Annotated in this window: 26 protein-coding genes and 1 tRNA gene; 26 read left to right on the forward strand and 1 reads right to left on the reverse strand. The window is 30.9% G+C overall.

From position 1 onward, the window contains the following. Window positions 1-17 precede the first annotated feature (17 nt). The 21 genes from Q3304_RS10450 (at window position 18) to hisJ (ending at window position 21125) form a co-directional block, all read left to right on the forward strand. Window positions 18-797 carry an AAA family ATPase gene (locus Q3304_RS10450; protein ID WP_054269251.1) on the forward strand — a complete coding sequence of 260 codons (780 nt, stop codon included), beginning with the start codon at window positions 18-20 and terminating at the stop codon, window positions 795-797. 238 nt (window positions 798-1035) lie between these two features. Then, entirely contained in the window at window positions 1036-2712 is a 1677-nt protein-coding gene (locus tag Q3304_RS10455) for a formate--tetrahydrofolate ligase (protein WP_021383446.1), read from the forward strand. Between the two features lie 104 nt (window positions 2713-2816). Next, the gene (locus tag Q3304_RS10460; protein WP_054269252.1) at window positions 2817-3449 is read left to right on the forward strand and encodes a cyclodeaminase/cyclohydrolase family protein; all 633 of its coding nucleotides are present in this window, start codon (window positions 2817-2819) and stop codon (window positions 3447-3449) included. Window positions 3450-3540: 91 nt separating this feature from the next. Beyond that, window positions 3541-4413, forward strand: a complete 873-nt coding sequence (locus tag Q3304_RS10465; protein ID WP_054276053.1) for a bifunctional 5,10-methylenetetrahydrofolate dehydrogenase/5,10-methenyltetrahydrofolate cyclohydrolase — start codon at window positions 3541-3543, stop codon at window positions 4411-4413. Between the two features lie 36 nt (window positions 4414-4449). Beyond that, complete coding sequence (locus Q3304_RS10470; protein ID WP_021383443.1) at window positions 4450-5124, forward strand: methylenetetrahydrofolate reductase C-terminal domain-containing protein; 675 nt, start codon at window positions 4450-4452, stop codon at window positions 5122-5124. A gap of 35 nt (window positions 5125-5159) precedes the next feature. Next, the gene (locus Q3304_RS10475) at window positions 5160-6041 is read left to right on the forward strand and encodes a methylenetetrahydrofolate reductase (protein WP_021383473.1); all 882 of its coding nucleotides are present in this window, start codon (window positions 5160-5162) and stop codon (window positions 6039-6041) included. A gap of 43 nt (window positions 6042-6084) precedes the next feature. After that, window positions 6085-7470, forward strand: a complete 1386-nt coding sequence (gene lpdA / locus Q3304_RS10480; RefSeq protein ID WP_021383534.1) for a dihydrolipoyl dehydrogenase — start codon at window positions 6085-6087, stop codon at window positions 7468-7470. A 54-nt stretch (window positions 7471-7524) separates the two neighbouring features. Continuing rightward, entirely contained in the window at window positions 7525-8295 is a 771-nt protein-coding gene (locus Q3304_RS10485) for a carbon monoxide dehydrogenase accessory protein CooC (RefSeq protein ID WP_021383511.1), read from the forward strand. A gap of 19 nt (window positions 8296-8314) precedes the next feature. Beyond that, complete coding sequence (gene acsD / locus Q3304_RS10490; RefSeq protein ID WP_054269254.1) at window positions 8315-9259, forward strand: acetyl-CoA decarbonylase/synthase complex subunit delta; 945 nt, start codon at window positions 8315-8317, stop codon at window positions 9257-9259. 30 nt (window positions 9260-9289) lie between these two features. Next, window positions 9290-10657, forward strand: a complete 1368-nt coding sequence (acsC, locus tag Q3304_RS10495; RefSeq protein WP_054269255.1) for an acetyl-CoA decarbonylase/synthase complex subunit gamma — start codon at window positions 9290-9292, stop codon at window positions 10655-10657. Between the two features lie 49 nt (window positions 10658-10706). Then, window positions 10707-11513 (forward strand): carbon monoxide dehydrogenase/acetyl-CoA synthase methytransferase subunit, encoded by an 807-nt coding sequence (gene acsE, locus Q3304_RS10500; protein ID WP_021383485.1) that lies wholly within the window; start codon window positions 10707-10709, stop codon window positions 11511-11513. A 56-nt stretch (window positions 11514-11569) separates the two neighbouring features. Further along, the gene (acsB, locus tag Q3304_RS10505; protein WP_407813840.1) at window positions 11570-13696 is read left to right on the forward strand and encodes an acetyl-CoA decarbonylase/synthase complex subunit alpha/beta; all 2127 of its coding nucleotides are present in this window, start codon (window positions 11570-11572) and stop codon (window positions 13694-13696) included. A gap of 86 nt (window positions 13697-13782) precedes the next feature. After that, complete coding sequence (gene gcvH, locus Q3304_RS10510; RefSeq protein WP_003418363.1) at window positions 13783-14160, forward strand: glycine cleavage system protein GcvH; 378 nt, start codon at window positions 13783-13785, stop codon at window positions 14158-14160. Window positions 14161-14271: 111 nt separating this feature from the next. Beyond that, a complete protein-coding gene (gene acsV / locus Q3304_RS10515; protein ID WP_054269257.1) occupies window positions 14272-16200 on the forward strand; it encodes a corrinoid activation/regeneration protein AcsV in 1929 nt (642 codons plus the stop codon). A gap of 24 nt (window positions 16201-16224) precedes the next feature. Beyond that, a complete protein-coding gene (locus Q3304_RS10520) occupies window positions 16225-17097 on the forward strand; it encodes a radical SAM protein (protein ID WP_407813841.1) in 873 nt (290 codons plus the stop codon). After that, entirely contained in the window at window positions 17094-18032 is a 939-nt protein-coding gene (locus Q3304_RS10525) for a radical SAM protein (RefSeq protein ID WP_054276057.1), read from the forward strand. Before Q3304_RS10520 ends, Q3304_RS10525 begins: the two co-directional genes overlap by 4 nt. 46 nt (window positions 18033-18078) lie before the next feature. Further along, a complete protein-coding gene (locus Q3304_RS10530) occupies window positions 18079-18894 on the forward strand; it encodes a biotin/lipoate A/B protein ligase family protein (protein ID WP_407813842.1) in 816 nt (271 codons plus the stop codon). A 150-nt stretch (window positions 18895-19044) separates the two neighbouring features. Further along, window positions 19045-19236, forward strand: coding sequence for a CooT family nickel-binding protein (locus tag Q3304_RS10535; RefSeq protein ID WP_003418375.1), 192 nt, complete (start codon window positions 19045-19047; stop codon window positions 19234-19236). Between the two features lie 18 nt (window positions 19237-19254). Beyond that, window positions 19255-19671, forward strand: a complete 417-nt coding sequence (locus Q3304_RS10540) for a DUF3842 family protein (RefSeq protein WP_054269261.1) — start codon at window positions 19255-19257, stop codon at window positions 19669-19671. Window positions 19672-19686: 15 nt separating this feature from the next. After that, the gene (locus tag Q3304_RS10545; RefSeq protein WP_054269262.1) at window positions 19687-20037 is read left to right on the forward strand and encodes a hypothetical protein; all 351 of its coding nucleotides are present in this window, start codon (window positions 19687-19689) and stop codon (window positions 20035-20037) included. Between the two features lie 308 nt (window positions 20038-20345). Next, the gene (gene hisJ / locus Q3304_RS10550; protein WP_219673877.1) at window positions 20346-21125 is read left to right on the forward strand and encodes a histidinol-phosphatase HisJ; all 780 of its coding nucleotides are present in this window, start codon (window positions 20346-20348) and stop codon (window positions 21123-21125) included. Window positions 21126-21295: 170 nt separating this feature from the next. Here the strand turns inward: hisJ and Q3304_RS10555 are convergent, their stop codons facing one another. Further along, window positions 21296-22171, reverse strand: coding sequence for a DUF4300 family protein (locus tag Q3304_RS10555; RefSeq protein WP_407813843.1), 876 nt, complete (start codon window positions 22169-22171; stop codon window positions 21296-21298). Window positions 22172-22715: 544 nt separating this feature from the next. On the opposite strand from Q3304_RS10555, the gene Q3304_RS10560 reads away from it, so the two are divergent. The 5 genes from Q3304_RS10560 to Q3304_RS10580 all read left to right on the forward strand — a co-directional run bounded on the left by Q3304_RS10560 (window position 22716) and on the right by Q3304_RS10580 (window position 26147). Further along, window positions 22716-23228 (forward strand): hypothetical protein, encoded by a 513-nt coding sequence (locus Q3304_RS10560; RefSeq protein ID WP_054269265.1) that lies wholly within the window; start codon window positions 22716-22718, stop codon window positions 23226-23228. A 631-nt stretch (window positions 23229-23859) separates the two neighbouring features. Then, window positions 23860-23950, forward strand: a tRNA-Ser gene (locus tag Q3304_RS10565). Between the two features lie 94 nt (window positions 23951-24044). Continuing rightward, on the forward strand, window positions 24045-24833 hold the full coding sequence (locus Q3304_RS10570; protein WP_074179183.1) for a motility protein A: 789 nt from the start codon (window positions 24045-24047) through the stop codon (window positions 24831-24833). Between the two features lie 21 nt (window positions 24834-24854). Beyond that, window positions 24855-25595 (forward strand): flagellar motor protein MotB, encoded by a 741-nt coding sequence (locus tag Q3304_RS10575; protein WP_054269271.1) that lies wholly within the window; start codon window positions 24855-24857, stop codon window positions 25593-25595. 177 nt (window positions 25596-25772) lie between these two features. Continuing rightward, a complete protein-coding gene (locus tag Q3304_RS10580) occupies window positions 25773-26147 on the forward strand; it encodes a hypothetical protein (RefSeq protein ID WP_054276063.1) in 375 nt (124 codons plus the stop codon). Window positions 26148-26152 lie beyond the last annotated feature (5 nt).

Below are 26152 nucleotides of genomic sequence, written 5' to 3' on the forward strand. Positions count from 1 at the left end.
TAAAGGTGGTAGGGATTATGAAGATAGCAATAACAGGTAAAGGTGGAGTAGGTAAAACGACTTTTTCTTCAATGCTCTCTAGAATGTTTGCTGAAGACGGATACAGAGTTGTTGCTGTTGACGCTGACCCAGATGCTAATTTAGCTTTAGCACTAGGTTTTCCAAAAGAAGTATATGAATCAATAGTACCTATATCAGAAATGAAAAAATTAGTTTCAGATAGAACAGCTGCTTCTGTAGGTTCATTTGGAAAAATGTTTAAGATGAATCCTAAAGTTGACGATATCCCTGAAAATTTCTGTAAAGAATATAATGGAGTAAGGTTACTTACATTAGGGACAGTAGATTCTGGTGGCACTGGATGTGTATGTCCAGAGCATGTTCTTTTAAAAAGATTATGTTCACATTTAATACTACAAAATAAAGATGTAGTTGTTATGGATATGGAAGCAGGAATTGAACACTTAGGAAGAGGAACAGCCCAAGGTGTAGATGCTTTTATAGTAGTTGTAGAACCAGGAGAAAGAAGTTTACAGACTTATAGAAAAGTAAAAAAACTTGGACATGATATAGGAGTAAATAAGGTATTTGTTGTAGGAAATAAAATTAGAAACAAAGAAGATGAAGAATTTATAATCAAAAACTTAGAAGATGGAGAATCTTTAGGATTTATTTATTACAATCAAGATGTTATAGATTCTGATAGAGCAAATCAATCTCCATATGATTCTAGTGAAACAACAAAAGCACAAATTAAAGCAATAAAAGATAAATTAATGTCACTTAAAGATAAATAGAATTTTGATTTGGGATTTTAGGTTGGTTAAAGGTTAGACATAGGTAATAGATAGGTAATAAATAAGTAATTAGATAAATAACTAGCTATTAAGTTTGAATATTTTAATAGCTTAGTAGCTAGTTTTTAAGCAATTTTACATGTATAATTATCTTATAAAATATAATTTTTACATATTAATACAATTTTTACAAAAATTATATTTTAAATCTATTTAGGTTGTGGGAGGAGATTCAGTTATGGGATTTAAATCTGATATTGAAATAGCTCAAGAAGCTAAACCTCAAGATATTAGAGAGGTTGCAAAAAAATTAGGACTAGGTGAAGATGATGTAGAACTTTATGGTAAATACAAAGCCAAAGTTGACTACAATCTACTAAAAAGAGACACTGGTAAAAAAGCTAAGTTAATATTAACTACAGCTATAAACCCAACTCCAGCAGGTGAAGGAAAAACTACTACTACTATAGGTGTAGCTGATGCATTTGCAAAATTAGATAAAAATGTATTAGTTGCTTTAAGAGAACCATCTCTAGGACCAGTATTTGGCGTTAAAGGTGGAGCAGCTGGTGGAGGATATGCACAAGTTGTTCCTATGGAAGATATAAACTTACACTTTACAGGTGATTTCCATGCTATAGGAGCTGCTAATAACCTTTTAGCTGCTATGCTTGATAACCATATTCACCAAGGAAATGCTCTTAGAATAGACCCTAAGAAAATAACTTGGAGAAGATGTGTAGACATGAACGATAGACAACTTAGAAATATCGTTGATGGTATGGGTAAAAAAGGTGATGGAGCAGTTAGACAAGACGGATTTGATATAACTGTTGCTTCTGAGATAATGGCAGCATTCTGTTTGGCAAGTGATATATCTGACTTAAAAGAAAGATTAGGAAACATAATAGTAGGATATAGCTATGAGGGTGACCCTGTAACAGCTAGACAATTAAAAGCTAACGGTGCTATGGCTGCATTATTAAAAGATGCTTTAAAACCAAACTTAGTTCAAACTCTTGAAGGAACACCATCATTTGTACATGGTGGACCATTCGCAAATATCGCTCATGGATGTAACTCTGTTATAGCTACAAGAATGGCTATGCACTTTGCAGATTATGTAATAACTGAGGCTGGTTTCGGTGCTGACCTTGGAGCAGAAAAATTCTTAGATATAAAATGTAGAATGGCAAACTTAAAACCAGATGCTGTTATAATAGTTGCTACTGTAAGAGCATTAAAATACAATGGTGGAGTTGCTAAAGCAGACTTAAATAACGAAAACCTAGAAGCTCTTGAAAAAGGACTTCCAAACTTATTAAAACATGTTGAAAACATAACTCAAGTATATGGATTACCAGCAGTTGTTGCAATAAACAGATTCCCACTTGATACTGAAGCTGAACTTAAACTTGTTGAAGACAAGTGTAAAGAATTAGGTGTAAATGTTGCTCTTTCTGAAGTATGGGCAAAAGGTGGAGAAGGTGGAGTTGCAGTAGCTAAAGAAGTTCTAAGATTATTAGATGAAGAAGAAAATAACTTTAGATTCTGCTATGAAGATGATTTATCTATAAAAGACAAGATAAATGCTATAGCTACTAAGATTTATGGAGCAGATGGTGTAGATTATACTCCAGAAGCTGATAAAGAAATAGCTAACTTAGAAAAACTTGGATTTACTAAGGTTCCAGTATGTATGGCTAAGACTCAGTATTCTTTAACTGATGACCAAACTAAATTAGGTAGACCAACAGGATTTAGAATAACTGTAAGACAAGCAGCAATCTCAGCAGGAGCTGGATTTATAGTTGCACTTACTGGAGAAATCATGAAGATGCCAGGATTACCAAAAGTTCCAGCAGCAGAAAAAATAGATGTTGATGAAAATGGAGTAATAGCTGGATTATTCTAAGCACATTAATTTATAAATAAAGAGTAGGAGATATCTTAAAATAGTTCGTAAAATATCTCGAATAATTTGAGATATTTTCCTACATCCTTTTAAGGAGGATTATCATGAAAATAGCAGATAAAACTTGTGTTGATTTTGTAGAGGTACTATCTTCTAAAGAAGCAGTACCAGGTGGCGGTGGAGCTGCTGCACTAGTTGGTGCAATTGGTATGGCTCTAGGCAGTATGGTATGTAATCTTACAATAGGAAAGAAAAAGTATGCTGAGTATGAGGAAAGCGTAAAAGAGATATTAAGTAAAGCTGGAAAACTAGAAAAAGATTTGTTAAAAATGATAGATGATGATGCAGAATGTTTCTTACCATTATCAAAAGCTTATGGGCTTCCTAAAGAAACAGAAGAAGAAAAAAGAATAAAAGCAGAGACAATGGAAAAAGCGCTTAAAGTTGCTTGTGAAGTACCATTAAATATAGTAAGAGTTTGCTATGAAGCTATTAAGTTACATGAAGATTTAGTTGATAAAGGTTCAAGACTTGCTATAAGCGATGTTGGTGTAGGAGTTCAATGTCTAAGAGCTGCTATACTTGGTGGACAATTAAATGTAGTTATAAATATAAATTCTATACAAGACAAGGAATATGTTGATAAAGTAAAAACAGAAGTAGATAAATTAGTTGAAGAAGGCGTAAAAACTTGTGATGAAGTTTATGCTAAGGTTGAAAAAGCTCTTGGAAAATAATTTTTAAATGACGAAAGTAAATACTATGTTGTTAATATGTAGTATATAGAATAAATTAATTTAAGTTTGCTTGTAGGGGAGTTGTGAATATATGGAAGGAATGTCAACTAAAGGACAAATTATAAAAGGAAAACCTGTAGCTGATAAGATTAGTGAAGAGTTAATAAAAGAAGTTGAGTTATTAGTTAAAGAAGGTATAAATCCTAAACTAACAATAGTTAGAGTTGGAGCAAGAAGTGACGATTTATCATATGAAAGAGGCGCATTAAAAAGATGTCAAAACATTGGTATAACAACAGAAGTGTTAGAATTAGCTGAAGATATAACTCAAGAAGAATACATTGATGTATTAAAGAGAGTTAATGATGACAAAAATGTTAATGGTATATTATGTTTTAGACCTCTTCCAAAACACTTAAATGAAGAAGTTATAAAATATGTTATTGCACCAGAAAAAGATGTAGACTGTTTTAGTCCAATAAACTCTGCTAAAGTCATGGAAGGTGATAAGAGTGGATTCCCACCATGTACTCCTACAGCAGTAGTAGAAATATTAAAACATTATAATGTTGATTTAAAAGGAAGTAAGGTAACAGTTCTTGGAAGATCAATGGTTGTTGGGAAGCCAGTATCAATGCTTTTATTAAGTGAACATGCAACTGTTACAATATGTCACTCAAAGACTAAAAATTTATCAGGTGTAGCAGCAGACGCGGATGTATTAATAGCAGCTATTGGTAGAGCTAAGATGGTTGATGAAACTTTTGTTAAAGATGGGGCAGTAGTTATAGACGTTGGTATAAATGTTGATGAAGAAGGAAATTTATGTGGAGATGTTGATACAAATGCAGTTTTAGATAAAGTATCAATGATAACTCCAGTTCCAGCGGGGGTTGGTTCAGTTACAACATCTATACTTGCAAAACATGTAGTTAAAGCTTGTAAATTACAAAATAATAAATAGATATATATAAGTGGAAGGTTTAGGGGGGAAGTAGATATGATAATTTCTGAAAATAAACCATTAGAAGAAGTACTAGGGTACTTAAAGAATTTTGACAAGCTAGTTTTAGTGGGTTGTAATCAATGTGCAGCGACTTGTAAAAGTGGTGGAGAAGAAGAAGTTCTAAAAATGAAAGAAACTCTTGAAGGTGAAGGCAAAAAAATCTTAGGATATGTAATGCTTGACCCTGCTTGTAACCTTTTAAAGTCTAAAAAGGATTTAAAGGCTCTAAAAGAAGAGACTAAAGAAGCTGATGCAGTTTTATCTTTAGCATGTGGAGATGGTACACAGACAATAGTTAAGAACCTAAAAGATAAACCAGTTTATCCAGCGAACAATACTTTGTTCATAGGGGAAGTACAAAGGGTTGGAGAATATGAAGAAGCTTGTAAAGCTTGTGGAGACTGCGAACTTGGTTGGACAGGTGGCATATGTCCAGTAACTATGTGTGCTAAAGGTCTTATGAATGGAGCTTGTGGTGGAGCTAAAAATGGTAAGTGTGAAGTAAATGCAGAGAATGATTGTGCTTGGATAAAGATATATGAAAGATTAGAAGCTATAGGACAATTAGGCAACTTAGCAGAAATAAGACCACCAAAAGACTATTCTAAGCAAAATAATCCAAGAAGTTTAAGTGCAAAGAAAAAGAAAGAAGCAGCAGCAAATTCATAAAAGTTTTTTTTAGAAGGTTAAAAGGGGGATTAGAGATGAGCTTATTAAGAGAAACATTAGAAAGTGGAAAATTTGCAGTTACTACTGAAATGGCTCCTCCAAAAGGGACTGACCTTTCACATTTAATAGAATGTGCAAAGCCATTAGTTGGAAGGGTTCATGCAGCAAATGTAACAGACTTTCAATCAGCAGTTATGAGAGCAACTTCTCTTGCTACATGTAAATTACTAAAAGATGCTGGATTAGAGCCAGTTATTCAAATAACAGGGAGAGATAGAAATAGAATAGCTATACAAGGGGAAATGTTGTCAGCAGGTGTATTTGGGATAAACAATCTGTTGGCACTAACAGGAGACCATACTAGCGTAGGAGACCATCCACAAGCTAAGGGAGTCTTTGATTTAGACTCTGTAGGGATACTTCAAACTGCTGAGACTTTAATGGCAGGTACGGACATGGCTGGTAATAAATTAAAGGGTTCTCCAGATTTTTATCTAGGAGCATCAGTAACTCCAGAATATTCTCCAATAGAAGTTCAATTATTAAAAATGCAAAAGAAAATAAAAGCAGGAGCTAAATTTTTCCAAACTCAAGCACTTTATGACATAAATACAATGAGAAAGTTTAGAGAATTAACAAGGGATATGGATTGCAAGGTATTAGCAGGGATAGTACCTTTAAAATCACCAGGAATGGCCAAATTTATGACTGCAAATGTACCAGGAATATTTGTTCCAGATGAACAAATCGAAAGATTAAGAGCAGTTGGAAAAGAAAACTGGGTAAGTGAAGGAATAAAAATGGCAGGAGAACTTATCAAACAATTAAAAGAAGAAGATTTATGTGATGGTGTTCATATAATGGCAATTGGGGCAGAAGAGAATATACCTGCTATACTAGATGCCGCAGGTTTATAGTATTGTAATATTATAGATTATATAAGGTTTGGGGGAATTAAGGATGAAGATAGTAGTAGTAGGTGGTGGACCAGGTGGATATGTAGCAGCTATAAAAGCTTCTATGCTTGGTGCAGAGGTAACAGTTATTGAAAAAAGAAGAGTTGGAGGAACTTGTTTAAATGCAGGATGTATACCAACTAAAGCACTTCTTGCTTCTTCTGGAGTATTAAACACTGTAAGAGAAGCAAAAGATTTTGGTATAGAAATAGATGGAACAGTTACACCAAACTTCACTGCCATAATGGAAAGAAAAAATAAAGTTGTAAATCAATTAATAAGTGGTATAGAATTCCTATTTGAAAAAAGAGGAGTAAAACTAGTTAATGGTTTTGGAAAATTAATTGATAAGAATACTATAGAGGTAACAAAAGAAGATGGAACAGTAGAGACTATAAAAGCTGACAAGATAATACTAGCAAATGGTTCTGTTCCAGTTGTACCAAGAATGTTCCCATATGATGGAAAAATAGTAATAACTAGTGATGAAGTTCTTGGACTTGAAGAGATACCTGAATCTATGTTAATAGTAGGTGGTGGAGTTATAGGATGTGAAATAGGGCAGTTCTTTAGAGCCTTAGGAACAGAAGTAACTATAGTTGAGATGGTTGACCAAATACTATTAAATGAAGATAAAGATGTAGCTAAACAACTGCTTAGACAATTTAAGAAAGATAAAATTAAAGTTATCACAGGTATTGGAGTACAAACTTGTGAAGTAGTTGATGGCAAAGCTGTTGCAACTCTTTCTAATGGAAAGGTTATAGAAGCACAATATGCACTAGTATGTGTTGGTAGAAGACCTAACCTTGATAATTCTGGAGTAGAAGATATAGGAATTGAAATGGAAAGAGGAAAAGTAGTAGTTAATGAGCATCTTGAAACTAATGTAGAAGGTATATACGCAATAGGTGATATAATAGATACTCCTTTCTTAGCACATGTTGCTTCTAAGGAAGGTATCGTAGCAGTTGAAAATGCTTTAGGTAAGACTAAGGTAGTAGATTATAGAGCAATTCCAAGATGTGTTTATACAGAGCCTGAAGTTGCTGGTGTTGGTAAAACTGAAAAGCAACTTGAAGCTGAAGGTGTAGAATACAATGTAGGTCAATTTGACTTTAGAGGTCTTGGAAAAGCACAAGCTATAGGACATTTCCAAGGATTTGTAAAGATTATAGCTGATAAAGAAACAGATAAAATAATAGGTGCAGCAGTAGTAGGGCCTCATGCTACAGATTTATTAACTGAGTTGTCACTAGCTGTTCATCTAGGATTAACAGTAGAACAAGTAGGGGATGCAATACATCCACATCCAAGTTTATCAGAAGGACTAATGGAAGCTCTTCATGATGTACATGGTGAATGTGTTCATTCTGTACCTAAATTATAATACGTAAACAGAGTACATAAGGCTCTGTGGCTGATTTAAGGGGGAAGTCTTAAAATGGGATACAATATAGCTGTTGCAGGAAAAGGTGGAACTGGTAAAACAAGTCTCACAGGGCTTTTGATTGATTATTTGGTTAAGGACAATAAGGGACCAGTATTAGTTGTAGATGCTGATGCTAATGCTAACATAAATGAAGTATTAGGTATCGAAGTTGAAGCAACGATAGGAGAAATAAGAGAAGAAGTAAATCAAAGAGAAAAGTTAGGCAATGCATTCCCTGGTGGTATGACAAAAGCACAATATCTACAATTTAGATTGAACTCTATAATTGAAGAAGGTGAAGGATATGACTTATTAGTAATGGGTAGATCAGAAGGTGAAGGATGTTACTGTTTTGTAAATGGAATACTTAGAGAACAAGTAAATAAAATATCTGGTCATTACAAATACTTAGTCATGGACAACGAAGCTGGTATGGAACATCTAAGTAGAAAAGTCACTAGACATGTTGATACACTTTTATTGGTTAGTGATTGCTCAAGACGTAGCATACAAGCTGTTGCTAGAATAAGAGATTTAGCTGAGGAACTAAAGTTAAATGTTGGAAGAATACTTCTAATTGTAAATAAAGTTCCAAATGGGGTTATGAATGATGGTGTTAAAGAAGAAATTGAAAAACATAACCTAGAGTTAATCGGTGTTGTACCTATGGATGAATTGATATATGAATATGATTCTACAGGTATTCCTTTAGTTAATTTACCTGAAGATTCAAAATCTAAAGTGGCTATGAAAGAGATTTTTGCTAAATTAGAATTAAAATAGGTTTAAGGGGGAAAAAAATATGGCATTTAAAATGTCTACTCAAAAATATTCTGGAAAAATATCAGAAGTTGAAGTAGGAATAGGGGAAAAGGCAATTAAATTAGGTGGGGAAAATGTATTACCTTTTTATAGTTTTGATGGAGAAGTAGGGCATTCTCCAAAAATAGGTATAGAAATATCAGACGTTTATCCTGAAAGCTGGACTGATTCATATAAAGAGTTATACAAAGATGTAGCTAAGTGTCCAGTAGAATGGGCTAAATATGTTGAAGCTAATACACAAGCAGACTTTATTTGCTTAAAATTTGATGGTTCTGACCCAAATGGATTAGATAAGTCAGTTGATGAATGTGCTGATGTAGCTAAAGCAGTAATTGAAGCAATAGAATTACCTTTAGTTGTAGCAGGTTCAGGAAATCATGAAAAAGATGGTAAATTGTTTGAAAAATTAGCTCAAACATTAGATGGGCATAACTGCTTATTTATGTCAGCAGTAGAAGATAACTACAAAGGAGTAGGAGCATCAGCTGGTATGGCTTATGCACACAAAGTTGGAGCTGAATCTTCTGTTGATATAAACCTAGCTAAACAATTAAACGTACTGTTAACTCAATTAGGCGTTAAAGGTGAAAATATAGTTATGAATGTTGGATGTTCAGCAGTTGGTTATGGATATGAGTATGTTGCATCTACTATGGATAGAATTAGACTTGCAGCATTTGGTCAAAATGATAAGACATTACAAATGCCTATCATAACACCAGTAGCTTTTGAAGTAGGTCATGTTAAAGAAGCTATAGCTCCAATAGAAGATGAGCCAGATTGGGGTTGTCCAGAAGAAAGAACTATAGCAATGGAAGTTTCAACTGCAGCAAGTGTTTTAGTAGGTGGTTCAAACGCAGTTATACTTCGTCATCCAAAATCAATAGAAACTATAAAAGAATTGGTTAACGCATTAGCTTAATTAAATTGTTAAGGTTAGGGGGAAAAAATAATGGCATTAAAAGCTTTAGATATATTTAAATTAACACCAAAGAAAAACTGTAAGGATTGTGGATTCCCAACTTGTATGGCTTTCTCTATGAAGGTTGCTTCAGGAGCTGTAGAAGTAGGTAAATGCCCACACATGTCTGATGACGCTATAGCGAAATTATCAGAAGCTACAGCACCTTTAATGAAAGCTTTAAAAGTTGGTACTGGTGCATCTGAATATGAACTAGGTGGAGAAACAGTATTATTTAGACATGAAAAAACATTAGTAAGTAGAAATAGATATGCAGTTTCATTCTGTACTTGTATGAGTGATGAGGCAGTAGATTCTAAAATAGCTAACATGAAAAAAGTTGACTATGTAAGAATTGGTGAACAAATGAAAGTTGAAATGGTTGTTTTAGAGTACTGTGGAGATAAAGATGCATACTTAAAATTAATAGATAAGATAAAAGGCAGTGGATTAGAAGTAGCTTACATTTTAGCTTGTGATGATGCGCAAGTAGTTAAAGAAGCTGCTGAAGTATTAAAAGATGCTAGACCAATGGTATATGGGGCAACTAAAGAGAACTACAAAGATATGATAGAAGTAGTTAAAGGAGCAAGTTTACCATTAGGTGTAAAAGCTGGTAGCCTAGAAGAATTATATGAAACAGTTGAATTAGTTCAAGCTGCTGGATATAAAGAATTAGTATTAGATGTAACTGGAGAAAACATAAAAGATACTTACACTAATGCTATACAAGTTAGAAGAATAGCTTTAAAAGAGCAAGATAGAACATTTGGATATCCTTCAATAGTATTTGCAAATAGATTATCTAATTCTAACCCTATGATGGAAATTGCCTTATCATCAATATTTACTATAAAATACGGTTCTATAATAGTAATAGATGATATCAGTTACGCTAAGGCGTTACCATTATTTGCACTAAGACAAAATATATACACTGACCCACAAAGACCAATGAGAGTTGAACCAAAGATTTACCCAATCAATAACCCAGATGAAAATTCTCCAGTATTAGTTACTGTTGACTTTGCATTAACTTACTTCATAGTTGCTGGAGACATAGAAAGATCAAAAGTTCCAGTATGGTTAGTAATACCAGATGCAGGTGGATATTCAGTTCTTACATCTTGGGCTGCTGGTAAATTTGGTGGAAATTCAATCTCTGCTTTCATTAAAGAAAGTAAAGTAGAAGAAGTAACTAATTGTAAAGACCTTATCATTCCAGGAAAAGTTGCAGTACTTAAAGGTGATATAGAAGACAACTTACCAGGATGGAGTGTAGTTATAGGACCAGAAGAATCTATGGAATTACCTAAGTTCTTAAAAGGATACCAAGAAAAAGCATGCCAAACAAACTAATAAAATATTAACTAACTATTAATATTAAATTTAAAGGGGGACATTATAAATGGAAAAATTTATGATTATAGGTGAAAGAATACACTGTATCTCACCTTCAATAAGAAAGGCATTAGCAGAAAGAGATCCAGCTCCAATATTAAAAAGAGCAAAAGAACAATTAGAAGCAGGAGCACATTATATAGATTTCAACATAGGACCTGCTGAAAGAGATGGCGAAGAAATAATGACATGGGGAATCAAATTACTTCAATCTGAGTTCAACAATGTTCCTATAGCACTAGATACAGCTAATAAAAAAGCTATCGAAGCTGGACTTAAAGTTTATGATAGAACTAATGCAAAACCAATAATAAACTCTGCTGATGCTGGTTCAAGATTTGATTTAATAGATATAGCAGCTGAATATGAATCAATGGTTATAGGTTTATGTGCAAAAGAAGGTATCCCAAGAGATAATGATGAGCGTATGGCTTACTGCCAAGAAATATTAGAAAAAGGCTTAATGTTAGGAATGGAACCAACTGATATATTATTCGACCCATTATGCTTAGTTATAAAAGGTATGCAAGAAAAACAAGTAGAAGTTTTAGAAGCTATAAAAATGATGACTGAAATGGGACTTTTAACTACAGGAGGATTATCTAACGTATCTAATGGATGTCCTAAACATGTTAGACCTGTTTTAGATAGTGCATTCTTAGCAATGGCAATGGCTAATGGATTTAGTTCAGCTATAATGAATCCATGTGACCCAGAATTAATGAAAACTGTAAAATCTTGTGACATAATCAATGGGGCATCTTTATATGCAGACTCTTTCTTAGAGTTAAATGAAGGTGGATTTGCTTTCTAGGGTTTTTAGGGTATAGTTAATAAAAAATAGGTGTAAATATTAAAGGGGGAAATAGAATGAATCTATATAATATAATCTTTACAGGGTCAGAACAAGCTTTAGGTGCAGCTCAAGCTATGCTAGCTGAAGCTATAGAAAAAAACGGAAAAGAACATAAAGTTGCTTTCCCTGATACAGCATATTCATTACCTTGTATATATGCTGCAACAGGACAAAAAATGAACACTTTAGGGGATTTAGAAGCTGCTTTAGAAGTAGTAAAATCTTTAATAAACAGAACTCATTTATTAGAACATGCTTTTAATGCTGGTTTAGCTACAACTTTAGCCGCAGAAGTAATTGAAGCATTAAAATACTCAACTATGGATGCTCCATATAGTGAGCCATGTGCAGGTCATATAACTGACCCTATAATCAGATCACTTGGTGTACCACTAGTTACAGGAGATATACCTGGTGTTGCAGTTGTTCTTGGTGAATGTCCTGATGCTGAATCAGCAGCAAAAGTTATAAAAGATTACCAATCTAAAGGTTTATTAACTTTCTTAGTTGGTAAAGTTATAGACCAAGCTATAGAAGCTGGAGTAAAAATGGGTCTTGAACTAAGAGTTATACCTCTAGGATACGATGTAACTTCTGTTATACACGTTGTATCTGTTGCAGTAAGAGCAGCATTAATATTCGGTGGATTAACTCCTGGTGATTTAAATGGATTATTAGAGTACACATCTAATAGAGTTCCTGCATTTGTTAATGCATTTGGACCATTAAGTGAATTAGTTGTATCTGCTGGTGCTGGAGCAATAGCTTTAGGATTCCCAGTTGTAACTGACCAAACAGTTCTTGAAGTTCCAATGAACTTATTAACTCAAAAAGATTATGATAAGATAGTAGCTACTTCATTAGAAGCTAGAGGAATAAAAATAAAAGTTACTGAAATACCTATACCAGTTTCATTTGCAGCAGCATTTGAAGGTGAGAGAATTAGAAAGAGCGATATGTTTGCTGAGTTTGGTGGAAATAGAACTGAAGCTTGGGAACTTGTTGTTAAGAAAGAAGCAGCAGAAGTTGAAGACCATAAGATAGAAATAATAGGACCAAATATAGATGAAGTTGAGGCAGATGGTGTATTGAGATTACCACTTGCTGTAATAGTTAAGATAGCTGGTAAAAACATGCAAGAAGATTTCGAGCCAGTTCTTGAGAGACGTTTCCACTACTTCTTAAACTATATAGAAGGTGTAATGCACGTTGGACAAAGAGATATGGCTTGGGTAAGAATATCTAAAGATGCATTTGATAAAGGATTTAGACTTGAGCATATAGGAGAAGTTTTATATGCTAAAATGTTAGATGAATTTGAATCAGTAGTTGATAAGTGTGAAATAACTATAATTACAGATGCTGAAAAAGTTTCTGAATTAAAAGGTGAAGCAATAGCTAAGTACAATGCTAGAGATGAAAGATTAGCTTCATTAATTGATGAAAGTGTTGATACTTTCTATTCTTGTAACTTATGTCAATCATTTGCACCAGCTCACGTTTGTGTTGTTACTCCTGAAAGACTTGGTCTTTGTGGAGCAGTTAGCTGGTTAGATGCTAAGGCTACTAAAGAACTAGACCCAACAGGTCCTTGTCAACCAATAGAAAAAGGCGAGTGCTTAGACGATAGAACAGGTGTATGGAATTCAGTAAATGAAACTGTAAACCAAATATCTCAAGGTGCAGTTGAAGCTGTTACATTATACTCTATATTAGAAGACCCTATGACTTCTTGTGGATGCTTCGAGTGTATCTGTGGTATAATGCCAGAAGCAAATGGATTTGTTGTAGTTAATAGAGAGTTCCCAAGTGTTACTCCAGTTGGTATGACTTTCGGAGAACTTGCTTCTATGACAGGTGGAGGAGTTCAAACTCCAGGATTCATGGGACATGGAAGACATTTCATATCTTCTAAAAAGTTTGCTTATGCAGAAGGTGGACCAGAAAGAATAGTTTGGATGCCAAAAGAATTAAAAGATTATGTAGCTGATAAATTAAATGCTACAGTTAAAGAAATGACTGGAATAGAAAACTTCTGTGATATGGTTTGTGATGAAACTATAGCTGACGATTCTGAAGGCGTATTAGCTTTCTTAGAAGAAAAAGGTCATCCAGCATTAGCTATGGAAAGTGTAATGTAATTGATGGAAAATTTAAAATAGTGTGATATAATATTAATATGATTTAAATAATTTAATCAATAATATAATATTGGGGGTCTATCGAAATGAAATTATTACCAGAATTAAAATACTCTAAAGATCATGAGTGGGTGAAAGTAATTGATGGAGATGTTGTATATATAGGTATAACAGATTATGCTCAAGATCAATTAGGAGAAATATTATTTGTTGAAACACCAGAAGTAGAAGATACTGTAACTAAGGGAGTAGATTTTGGAGTAGTTGAATCTTCTAAAGTAGCTTCTGACTTAATATCTCCTGTTAATGGTGAGGTATTAGAAGTTAATGAAAAATTAGAAGATGAGCCAGAATGTATAAATGAAGACCCATATGAAAACTGGATATTAAAAGTAAAACTAGCTGATGTTGCTGAACTTGATACGTTATTAAGTGATAAAGAATACGAGGCTGGATTAGAATAATTAAAGATTAGTATATTATTATAATTGGGGAAAGTATAGTAAAATTTGAGTGCACGCAAATTTAGCTATACTTTCCTTTTATAATATATAGAACAAATTGGGAGGGATAGTATGATAAAAGTAACTTTTACACCAAACAATAAAGAAGTTTATTGCAATGAGGGGGATGTGTTATTAGAGGTTGCAAGAAATGCAGATGTATTTATAGATGCTCCTTGTAATGGAAATGTATCCTGTGGTAAATGTAAGGTAAAATTATTGAATGGGAAAGTTGATACAGAAAAAACAAGACATATAACGGATGACGAGTGGGAGCAAGGTTATATATTAGCTTGTTGTACAAAAGTAGTCTCAGATATAGAAATTGAAGTTCCTTCTAAACTATCATCTTCTATGCATGGTATGAAGATAGAAGGTAGTAATAAAAAAGAAGATAGAGAAATTTTTGAAAGAGCTAAAAAGATAATTGAAGAGCATAATCTTCAATTTAAAACAAATATAAAAAAGAAATACATAGAAATGGAAGAACCGAACTTAGACGATAATATAAGTGATGTAGATAGATTAGAGAGATATGTTAGAAATAATTTAGGATATAATGAAATCGATTTTAGACTAGATATACTTAGAAAGATGCCAACAATATTTAGAAAGAGTGATTTTAAAGTTACAATAACTTATGTCCAAAAACAAAAGAAGCTTACAATTATAAATATAGAAGAAGGCAACAAAGAAAATTCATTGTATGGAGTTGCAATAGATATTGGTACAACTTCAGTAGTTGTATGCCTAGTTGACTTATATTCAAAAGAAGTAGTAGATAAAGCTTCTTCTGGAAATGCACAGATAAAATATGGGGCAGATGTTATAAATAGAATTATATATTCAACTAAGAAAAATGGGTTAGAGACACTTAATAAGGCTATAGTTGAAGAAACTATAAATCCTCTATTGAAAACAATATACGAAAGAAATGGCATAAATAAAGAGGATGTAGTTACATTAGTAGCTGCTGGAAATACAACCATGACAAGTTTATTCTTAGGTGTGTATACAGACTTCTTAAGACAAGAGCCTTACATACCTCCATTTTTAAAATCTCCAAAACTTATGGGTGAAAATGTGGGTCTTTTCGTAAATGATAGTGCATATGTGTACTTAGCTCCATCTGTTGCAAGTTATGTAGGAGGAGATATAACAGCAGGTGTATTATCAGCAGGTATATGGTCAAGTGAAGAAAATGTTTTATTTATAGATTTAGGGACTAATGGAGAGATAGTATTTGGTAATCAAGACTATATGATGAGTTGTGCATGTTCAGCAGGACCTGCCTTTGAGGGTGGAGGTATAAGCTGTGGAATGAGAGCATCAGCAGGAGCAATAGAAAAAGTAGCTATTGATAAAGAAACTCTAGAGCCAACACTAAAGATTATTGATGAATGTGCTCCAGTTGGTATATGTGGTTCTGGTATAATTGATTTAATTTGCCAAATGATTACTAAAGGTGTAATAGATAGAAGAGGTAAGATATACAGAGATTTAGATAATAAGAGAGTTAGATTTAATGAGCATGAGATAGGAGAATATGTATTAGCATTTAAAGAAGAATTTGACTTAGAAAATGATATAGTAGTAAATGAAGTTGATATAGATAACTTTATAAGAGCTAAAGGAGCTATATATTCAGGTGCATATACTCTTGTAGACAGCTTAGGTATGGACTTTAGCATATTAGATAGAGTTTATATAGCAGGTGGTATAGGAAATAACTTAGACATAGAAAACTCAATAATTATAGGATTACTTCCTGATATTGACAGAGAAAAATTCACTTATATTGGAAATAGTTCGCTTGTTGGTTCCTACTTAGCTCTTATAAGCAAAGATGCAAAAAATAAGCTTGAAGAAATAGGTAATCAGATGACTTATGTTGAACTTAGTGTATATCCAAGCTATATGGATGAATTTATATCTGCATGCTTCTTACCACATACAAATATAGAGCAGTTCCCAACAGCAAAAAGATTACTTGAAGAGTAAAACATAACTTAAAAGGAATAAATTATGAATAAAAATTTATCTGAAAAAATGAAAATCGCTTTTGATATTAGACTAAATAATTTTGGTAATAAAATAGATTTTGCTTATCCTAATCAGACATTAGCACTTAGTACTACAAGTAATAAATGTAGCTTAAAGTGTGCTCATTGTAATGGTCACTACTTAAACAATATGGTGCCAATAGAAGATTATAAAGAAAAAGTACAATCAAGAAATATAACTAGTTTTTTATTAAGTGGTGGTTGTAGCTATGAAGGAGATGTACCAATAAATACTCATATCAAGGCTATTAAAGATTTAAAAGAGCAGGGATATAGATTGAATGCTCATTTAGGGCTTATGGACAAAGATAGAATTATAGAGTTGTGTAAGTATTTAGATGTAGTTTCTTTTGATTTAGTATTTGATAGAGAAACAATAAGAGAAGTTTATAAGATTGAAAAGAGTAAAGAAGACTACATTGAAGCTTACAATACAATAAGAGAAAATACAGAAGTAGCACCACATATATGTATTGGTTTAAAAGGAGGGCAAATAAAGGGCGAATATGAAATTATAGAATACCTACAAAAAAATCCTCCTAATAAACTTACATTTATAGTACTTATTCCAACAAAAGGGACTGAGTATGAGAATGTAGAGCCTCCTGAGCTAGAAGAAGTAGCAGATATCTTATGTGAAGCTAGAATTAATTTGCCATATACTGAAATTAATCTAGGTTGTATGAGACCAAGAGGAACATATAGAAAAGAGTTAGACCAGTTATCTATAGTGTGTGGAGTTAATAGAATAGTATTACCATCAAAATCTGCTAAGAATAAGGCTATAGAAATGAATATGATAATAACTGAATGTAAGGAGTGTTGCGTTTTATGATTAGACTATCATCTGGGACAGCGATAGAACTTGGGATATTAAACAAAAAAAGCGATATACCTCCTACTACAGCATATATAATGATTGGAGAAAAATGTATAAACAAATGCAGTTTTTGTTCTCAATCAATAGAAAGTAGCACTAGAAAAGATAAGTTATCAAGAGTAGTTTGGCCAGAGTTTTCTAAAGAAGAAATATTGGATGCTTTAAGAATTTATAAAAAGAAAAATATAAAGAGAATATGTATTCAATCAATGGCAAGTGAAGAAGCTCATAAGTCTGTTTTAGATTTTATAAATTATATAAATGAAAAAATAGATATGCCGATTTCATTGTCTGCAAAGTTAGAGAGTGATGAAGAAATAAATAAGTTTTTTTCAGCAGGAGTAGATAAAATAGGAATAGCAATAGATGCAGCAAATAAAGAATTGTATGAAAAAATAAAAGGAAATAATTATGATGAGAAGTTAAAGTTTATAACTGAGATGTCAAAATCATATCCTAATAAAATAAGTACTCATATAATAGTTGGTATGGGTGAAAGTCATGAGGATATATATAATCTATATAATTATTTAAATGAAAATAACATAACGATTAGCTTATTTGCATTTACTCCAGTTAGAGGAACTAAAATGGAAAAAATAAGCCAACCAAATATAGAAAGTTATAGAAGAGTACAATTAATGTCTTATATGATAAATAAAGGCTACTCAAAAGAATGTTTTGAATTTAAAAATGGATATTTAGATAATATCAAACTTGATAATGATATTATAAAAGACATAAACAAAGGTTATCCTTTTGAAATAAGAGGATGTAAGGATTGCAATAGACCATATTATAATGAAAGACCAGGAAGTACTATATACAACTATTCAAGACCTTTAAATCAAAGTGAGATAGATTTAGCTATAAAAGAAATAAATTTATAAATGATTTCTAGGATATATTTGTACTAAAGATGGAGGCGTAATAATCATGAATCAGTGGAGAGTTATACATAATAAATCATATGATGGTGCAATGAATATGGCAATTGATGAAGCTATATTTACTGCATATAAGAAAGGACATAATAAGCCGACACTTAGATTTTATACATGGGAGCCAGCTTGTTTAAGTATAGGATATTTTCAGAAATTGGAAGATGAGATAGATTTGGATAAGTGTAGATGTATGAATATAGATTACACCAGAAGAATTACAGGGGGAAGGGCTGTATTACATGATAATGAGCTAACTTATAGTATAATTATAGGAGAAGAGAACCCTTTAATAGATAAGAGTATTAATCTATCTTATAGATATATAAGTGAAGGTCTAGTTAAAGGCTTGAATTTGAGTGGTATAGAAACTGATAATTTAAATAAAGGCGAGAGAATGAGTAGGGAAAATATATCAGCTGCATGTTTTAATGCACATGCATCATATGAAGTTACTATTAATAATAAGAAGGTTATTGGAAGTGCTCAAAGCAGAAAAGATGGAGTTTTATTGCAACATGGCTCAATAATATTGAATTTCGATGTAGAAAAATTATTCAAATTAATAAAAACTAAAACACCAGAACTCAAGGAAAGGGCTATGAAGTTTACAGCTAAGAAGGCTAGTGGAATAGAAAATGAACTTGGCAAAAAAATAGACATAGATACTCTGCAAGAAAACATAGTAAAAGGATTAGCTGACCAATTTAATGTTGAATTTGTAGAGGAAGATTTGACTGATTATGAGAAGCAATTAGCTAAAGAATTATATGAAAAATATAAGAATGAAGAGTACAATAAAAAGCGTTAACTTTAATTGACTTTATATAAATTAAAGTGCTATACTTAAGGTATAATAATATACGAAAATTGAAATCATGAAGATTTCTTTGGTGTATTGAAATACCTAAGGAAATCTTTTTTTGATTTTTAATAAAAATCATATTAGGAGGAGATTTATATGTGTGAATCATCAGCTTTCATTTGTAAAAGTAATAATGAGTTAGAAAAGGTTATGGAAAATGTGGTTAATATAGACCCTTGTGATGGAAAGATTTATTTAACTGATTTATTAGGAGAGCAAAAGATAATAGATGGGATAATTAAAGAAATAAGATTGATGGACCATAAGATAATAATACAAGAAAATTAATTAATAGGGGAATTTCATATGATAATAGCAGTGATAGATGGAATGGGTGGAGGTATTGGAGCCCAGATAGTTTCTTCTCTGAGAGAAGAATTACCTACATATGTAGAAATTTATGCACTAGGGACTAATTCTATAGCAACTAGTTCTATGATGAAAGCTCATGCTAATAAAGGAGCTACAGGGGAAAATGCTATAGTAGTGTCAGCCAAAAAAGCAAATATAGTAGTTGCACCTATTTCTGTAATAATACCTAATTCTATGATGGGAGAAGTTACTTGTAATATAAGTGAAGCTATTGCAGATAGTGAGGCACTAAAGATACTGTTACCTATTATGCCTGAAAATATAGAGTTAGTTGGATTAGAAGGTAAACCATTAGCACTACTTGTAAAAGATTCTGTAAGTCTTATAAAGAAAGAATTTAATATAAAATAACAGGGGGAATAACTAATGATTTTTGATAGAGAGATTGTAAGATATCATCATGGCAATCATGACCATGACCACTGCCACGAACATATTCATGGAGATATATGTCATGAACATCCACATGACCATGCTCATGACCACGACCACGAACATAGTCATGAGGAATCATCAGAGTCTAAGGATGAAAAAACTTTAAAAATACTTTTAGTACATTGGATAAATCACAATGAAACTCATGAAGAAGGATTTAGAGAGTGGGTTGAAAAGGCTAGAGCAATTGGAAAAGAAGAGACAGCAAAGAGTATTGAAAAAGCTATAGAGTGTATGGAAGAAGCTAATAAGATGTTGCTAGAGGCCAAAAAACATATGTAAATATGATTAATCGCTTATATATTTGATATAGGCGATTTTTACGTTTTTGATATTTAATTATTGAAATTTCTGTTAAATTTGTAATATATCTTAATGAGTAAATTTTACTGTAAAATTGGGGTGTTCAATGTTAATATACTGTGTATTACTATTTAAAACGAATATTAATGTTAAGATACTCTTAAGACTGTTTAAAATTACTTCGATATTAGATATAATAAAGATTAGTATGATTAAAAGATTTTATTTTAGAGTTTAAAGAATTTATTTATAAGAAATTTTTTATTTAAAAAGGAGATGAGTTATTTATGAAAGACGGTCATATACATTCGCCTTATTGTCCTCATGGAAGTAAGGATGATTTTGAAAAATATATACAAAGAGCAATTGCTGTTGGCATAACAGAAATGACATTTACAGAGCATTTTCCATATGCAGATGGATTTAAAGACCCTGCTCCTGAAAATGATAGTTGTATGAGTATTGAAGACTTACCAAAGTATCTCAATGATGTTAAGAAATTGAAGGAAAAATATAAGGATGAAATTAAGATAAATGTAGGGTCGGAAGTAGATTTTATAGAAGGGTATGAAGAAGGAATAAAACAAAACTTAGATAAATATGGAGAAGAATTAGAGGATTCTCTTTTATCAGTACATATAATTAAGATTGATGATGGTTATTATTGTGTGGATTATAGTGTGGAAGAGTTTCAAAATTTGATTGACAAACTAGGAAGTATTGAAGATGTTTATAATAAGTATTATGAGACGTTGATAAAAGCTGTAAATTCGGATTTAGGAATATATAAGCCAAGAAGAATAGGGCATTTAAATTTAGTTAGAAAGTTTAATCAAGTATTCCCATATGATTATGAAGGAAATAAGATTCTTGAAGATTTAATAAAGTTAGTCAAAGAAAAAGGATATGAGCTTGACTACAATGTTTCTGGTAATAGAAAAGAGTACTGTAAAGAACCTTATATAGATGGATACTTATTAAAATTAGTAAAAGAATATGATATTCCGCTAGTTCTAGGGTCAGATTCTCATTGTGCAGAGGAAATAAATAACTATAATATTTTTTAGCGATATTCACATAAAAGACTGTAGATAAGTTTGTATAAAATAAATTTATCTACAGTCTTTTGTAAGTTTGACTAATTTAAAATAATAATGGAAATTAAAACTAATATATTTTATTTGTATGTTCTTATGTTAATTTAGTAATTAGAAATGTTATTTTGTGTTTAAAGCAATTACTTCATAAGTTTATCATTTTCCATTATTATTGGGTCAAGTAATTCTCCTCCTCCTTCTGACATTTTCAATCTATTGAACATATAATTCTTTACATCTTTTTTACTTTTAAATTTAGTAACTTGATAAGGAGCTGTAACTCCATACTTTTCTATAAATAAAATATCATTACTAGTCTTAATACATATACCTGTATGACCTATAAATACATTTTTAGTTTCTGGATAGCGAATAAATCCACTTATAATAGACATATTTTTATTATCTCTAAAAGATATTTTTCTCTTTTTCCATTCACTTTTTATTTGTTCTGCATTTTTGCTTATGTCATCTGTGTCTTTAGTTGGTATTGCAGAAAAAAAGTTAATAAATTTTTCTACATCTTTGGGACTAAATTTAGCATCTTTATTGTTCGTTATAGTATCTAAGTCTATATTTAAATCAATAGAGTCTCCAGTAAATTTCTTATTTGAATTTATAAAATCTTTGAAAAGTCTAAAAGCTGTTATTCTACAATTTACGTCCATATAATCAGTGTATTTTTTCATCCAATTATCTTGTAGTTTTTCAAGGTTGTATGGAATTTGTTTTTCATCAGTTGAAGAATATCCTGATTTAGATATGTTTATATTATTTTGGAGTATTTTAACTTGATGTTTGTTATAATTATTAATCGCTTTAATGAATGTATCTATGTCTTGTTTACTAACCTTATTTTCTTCTAAAACTTCTTTTACATTATTTTGAATTTTCTTATCTACCATATTAGAATAAACTAGTTTATTATTCTTGATATTGGAGTATGCAAATATAGTAATTATACTTGATAACACTAAGATAACTGAGCATATTACTATTAATAGATTTTTTTTCACTTCTATCTCTCCTTTTTTAATTTATTTTGTCGACATATTTATAGTATATAGTACATTTAATTTTAGCTTCAATATGTTTTTAATTACAAAACTGTTGTAAAAAATATAACGTTATTTAAAACTTTTTTTGAAAATGTAAATATATATACTAAGATGGGGTATGTATTTTATGAATATTTAGAAAATTATGCTTAGTATGTTTGATATATTTTGTATAGTAAAAATAAATGAACTGTTGCTAGAATAGATAGATATTTTAGAGTTGATTATTATAAGATTTTAAGTAAATAAGTTGGCTTGAAGTATATACAAACTTTTTATTTTATTAAAAAGATATTTGATTAATCTAATTTTAAGGCTATTAATAAACACAAAAATCTTATTATTTCATTTCAACTATTCCTCAAAAAAGTGATTTTTAAGGAATAGTTGAAATGAAAAGTTTGGTTACATAATAGTAATTTTAGTTACAAGAATGAAACTGTAAAACTTATGACTTTCTTTATATAATTGCATTGAGAATATTTAATTTAGGAGGTAAGATATGAAAGTAAAAAAATTTAAAACTGGTGTAGTCTCAGCATTAACAATTATGATGATAGGAGTATCATTGACAAATGTATCAGCTATGGAATTAAATGATAATAAGGAATTTGAGACTAAATACAATGAGATGAAAAGAGATTTTCAAGAGGAGTATGGAAAAGAAGACAAATTCAACATAACATTAGATGATGAATTTACAAAAGAAGAAGTGAATGGAGCAAAAGGGATTATAAAGACTACTAATAAAGTGAATAATGAAGTAGTAGTATTAAACTATTTCGATGAGATGAAATCTGGAATCGAATTTGAATTGAAGCCAAAAGAAGAAAAAAATGCAATTTTAAGAGACGAATTCCAACAAGGATATGGGAAGGAAGATAAATTTAAAGTTGTGTTAGATGATGAATTTACAAAAGAAGAAGTAAATGGAGCGAAAGGAATTATAAAGACAACAGATAAAGAAACAGGTAAAGTTGTTGTATATAATTACTTTGATGAGCTTGAAAAATAACATTAAATGTAAACACGATTATATTAAAATATAAAATAGTTAAATGTAAAAAGGTTGTATCAAAAATATAGGATAACCAAATCTAAAACGATTGTATTAAAAACATAAGATAACTAAATCTAAAAATGATTGTATTAAAAATATAAAATTGCATCAATATAAAATTTAATATGAGGGTGAACTTTATATATTTAGAGTTCACCCTTATAGAAAATATAAAATCTAATTTATTAAATGAAAATTTAAAAAAGTCAGTCTATTTGATTCGTACTGATATCCTATAGAATTTAATCAATAAAGATTAAAGAGCATTAAAACGAAATGGTATTAAATGTTTACTCCATGCTGAAATAAATTTTTCTATTATGATAAAACAGGATTTTGCAATAATTCTAAACAGTAATATAAGTCAATTTTATAAATATTTACATAGCTTTTTTAATTTCTAGTTTTGATTTTAAGACATCTAAAAATTTGTAACAATCTTCTGGATATATTTCTCCCATATTTGCAACTTACATTTAAGCAAAAAAGTAAAAATAGATATTTAATAATTCGAAATAACTTAAATTTTACAAAATAATTGACTAAAATATAATTTTATTATATAATTTACTAGTACAGACAATCTGGAGAAGTACTCAAGTGGCTCAAGAGGATCCCCTGCTAAGGGATTAGGCTGGGTAACCGGTGCGAGGGTTCGAATCCCTCCTTCTCCGCCAATTATTAAAGGCTATTCTTGTTAAAGGTAGTCTTTTTGTAGTGTCTATTAATAAAAGTAATTTATCAAGTAAAACTAAAGAAAGGAGGAAATAGATGACAACTTTAATTTTTTTCATAGTGGGAATAGCGTCTTTAGTGGTTGCTTTTGTTATTGATGGAGGACATGTTGGAGCACTATTTGTATTTTCATCAGCACTTGTTGTTTTTGGTGGAACTATAGGTGCCGTTGGAGCATCAACACCATTCCCTGTATTTAAAAAGTCAGTAAAGATAATGTTATTAGCTTTTAAAAATAAAAAACCTAATAATGTAGAAAATATAATCTATTTTAAAGAAATTGCAATTAAAGCTAGAAAAGAGGGGCTTCTTAGCATTGATAAAGAAATAAGCGAGAATGATGACTTAGACCCTTTTATTAGAAAGGGGCTTGAACTTATGGTAGATGGAGTTGATTCAGCTACTATAAGAAATATCTTGGAATCGCAGATACAAGTAACATCAAAACGACATAAAGAAGGTATATCAATATTTGATTCAGCAGGGGGATTTGCACCTACACTGGGGATAATAGGTACAGTTATGGGATTAGTACATATTTTAGGTAATCTTTCGAGTAATCCAGATGCACTGGGACCTCAAATATCTGTTGCATTTCTAGCTACATTGTATGGTGTTGGTTCTGCCAATTTAATATGGATACCAGTAGCATCAAAACTTAAGGCTATAAATCAACAAGAAATAAATGAAAGACTTTTGGTGATAGAAGCAATATTATCTATACTTGAGGGTGATAATTCTAATTTAATGACAGAAAAATTAAAAATATTTTTAAATTCAAAAGAATTAATTGAACTTGAAGAAACTGATGGTAGAACTGAATAATATAATAAGGATGGAATATTTATGTTACATGATGAAGATGAAAAAGAAGAAAACAATGAGCGATGGCTTTTAACTTATTCAGACCTCATAACACTACTTATGATTTTCTTTGTCATAATGTATTCTATGAGTAATGTTGATGCAGAGAAATATAAACAATTATCTGAATCTCTAAATTCTGCTTTTGGTGGTTCTTCAGGAGTTATTGAAGGTGGTAAAAGCCAAATGGAACCAGTAGTTGAACCAGGTAGTAGTAATTTAGATAGTTTACAAAATGCTGAGTTTAAAAAAGTAGGAGAGGAAATTCAAAAGTATTTAAACGAAAATGGTATGGCAAATTCAGTATCATTAAAAGCTCAAGATAGAGGGTTGGTAATAAGTCTTAAAGATACTATATTATTTGATACTGGAAAAGCAATTGTAAAGAGTAATTCTAGAGATAAGATTATCCAAATAGGTAAGATGCTAAATGAAATGAACAGTTACATAAGAGTAGAAGGTCACACGGACAATATGTCTATAAAAAATTCTGAATTTAAGTCGAATTGGGATTTATCAGTTATGAGAGCAACTAATGTTGTTCAACTTCTTATTGATAGTGCAGGTATAGCACCAGATAAGTTGTCTGCTGTAGGATATGGCGAATTTAGACCAATAGCAGAAAATTCATCTCAAGATGGTAGGTCAAAAAATAGGAGAGTTGATATAGTCTTAGTTGATAGTAAATATGATAATGTAGAAAATGTTGGTGAAAATAAATAGTTAAACAAACTATCTCAATATAGAATTATTTCTAAAAAGAGATAGTTTTTTTGTGTTAAAATTAAAAATAGATGAACAGTAAGTTACCTTTTTTGAAGAATATATGGTATCTTAAATATATAATGTTTAAACAATAAAAACTCAATTTAAAAAATTTTATAGAGGGTGAGGAAACAAATGAGTAATAAGAATAAAAACACAAAGTATAAAGATAAAACGAGACAAAGGTATAATAAAAAAGTTGAGACTTTGAATAAAGAAAAGTTAAAGGAAACTAATAAAAATTCTAAAAAGGTAGATAAAATTGATGATATTATCAATAAGTCTAGTATTGTGTTATGTGTCCTTTTAGTAATATTTTCTTTACTTTATTTGTTTAAGTTAGTTCAACTTAATGTAATAATGATACTTTTAGTGATTACAGTAGCTATTCAACAAGGTTTAGTATCGTTTGGGGCATTTAGAAATAAAAATTATGTAAAAGCTTTATTTTCAATATTTGTAATTATATGTTTCTTAATTGCTTTTAAATATGTTGTTAATCCTGTTTAAATATA

The organism is Clostridioides sp. GD02377 (assembly GCF_045899875.1).
Taxonomy (GTDB): Bacteria; Bacillota; Clostridia; order Peptostreptococcales; family Peptostreptococcaceae; genus Clostridioides; species Clostridioides difficile_A.

Bases quoted from the DNA above. Each gene is read 5' to 3' on its own strand.
- Q3304_RS10450 (WP_054269251.1), top strand. From the start codon at position 18: ATGAAGATAGCAATAACAGGTAAAGGTGGAGTAGGTAAAACGACTTTT.
- Q3304_RS10455 (WP_021383446.1), top strand. From the start codon at position 1,036: ATGGGATTTAAATCTGATATTGAAATAGCTCAAGAAGCTAAACCTCAA.
- Q3304_RS10460 (WP_054269252.1), top strand. From the start codon at position 2,817: ATGAAAATAGCAGATAAAACTTGTGTTGATTTTGTAGAGGTACTATCT.
- Q3304_RS10465 (WP_054276053.1), top strand. From the start codon at position 3,541: ATGGAAGGAATGTCAACTAAAGGACAAATTATAAAAGGAAAACCTGTA.
- Q3304_RS10470 (WP_021383443.1), top strand. From the start codon at position 4,450: ATGATAATTTCTGAAAATAAACCATTAGAAGAAGTACTAGGGTACTTA.
- Q3304_RS10475 (WP_021383473.1), top strand. From the start codon at position 5,160: ATGAGCTTATTAAGAGAAACATTAGAAAGTGGAAAATTTGCAGTTACT.
- lpdA (WP_021383534.1), top strand. From the start codon at position 6,085: ATGAAGATAGTAGTAGTAGGTGGTGGACCAGGTGGATATGTAGCAGCT.
- Q3304_RS10485 (WP_021383511.1), top strand. From the start codon at position 7,525: ATGGGATACAATATAGCTGTTGCAGGAAAAGGTGGAACTGGTAAAACA.
- acsD (WP_054269254.1), top strand. From the start codon at position 8,315: ATGGCATTTAAAATGTCTACTCAAAAATATTCTGGAAAAATATCAGAA.
- acsC (WP_054269255.1), top strand. From the start codon at position 9,290: ATGGCATTAAAAGCTTTAGATATATTTAAATTAACACCAAAGAAAAAC.
- acsE (WP_021383485.1), top strand. From the start codon at position 10,707: ATGGAAAAATTTATGATTATAGGTGAAAGAATACACTGTATCTCACCT.
- acsB (WP_407813840.1), top strand. From the start codon at position 11,570: ATGAATCTATATAATATAATCTTTACAGGGTCAGAACAAGCTTTAGGT.
- gcvH (WP_003418363.1), top strand. From the start codon at position 13,783: ATGAAATTATTACCAGAATTAAAATACTCTAAAGATCATGAGTGGGTG.
- acsV (WP_054269257.1), top strand. From the start codon at position 14,272: ATGATAAAAGTAACTTTTACACCAAACAATAAAGAAGTTTATTGCAAT.
- Q3304_RS10520 (WP_407813841.1), top strand. From the start codon at position 16,225: ATGAATAAAAATTTATCTGAAAAAATGAAAATCGCTTTTGATATTAGA.
- Q3304_RS10525 (WP_054276057.1), top strand. From the start codon at position 17,094: ATGATTAGACTATCATCTGGGACAGCGATAGAACTTGGGATATTAAAC.
- Q3304_RS10530 (WP_407813842.1), top strand. From the start codon at position 18,079: ATGAATCAGTGGAGAGTTATACATAATAAATCATATGATGGTGCAATG.
- Q3304_RS10535 (WP_003418375.1), top strand. From the start codon at position 19,045: ATGTGTGAATCATCAGCTTTCATTTGTAAAAGTAATAATGAGTTAGAA.
- Q3304_RS10540 (WP_054269261.1), top strand. From the start codon at position 19,255: ATGATAATAGCAGTGATAGATGGAATGGGTGGAGGTATTGGAGCCCAG.
- Q3304_RS10545 (WP_054269262.1), top strand. From the start codon at position 19,687: ATGATTTTTGATAGAGAGATTGTAAGATATCATCATGGCAATCATGAC.
- hisJ (WP_219673877.1), top strand. From the start codon at position 20,346: ATGAAAGACGGTCATATACATTCGCCTTATTGTCCTCATGGAAGTAAG.
- Q3304_RS10560 (WP_054269265.1), top strand. From the start codon at position 22,716: ATGAAAGTAAAAAAATTTAAAACTGGTGTAGTCTCAGCATTAACAATT.
- Q3304_RS10570 (WP_074179183.1), top strand. From the start codon at position 24,045: ATGACAACTTTAATTTTTTTCATAGTGGGAATAGCGTCTTTAGTGGTT.
- Q3304_RS10575 (WP_054269271.1), top strand. From the start codon at position 24,855: ATGTTACATGATGAAGATGAAAAAGAAGAAAACAATGAGCGATGGCTT.
- Q3304_RS10580 (WP_054276063.1), top strand. From the start codon at position 25,773: ATGAGTAATAAGAATAAAAACACAAAGTATAAAGATAAAACGAGACAA.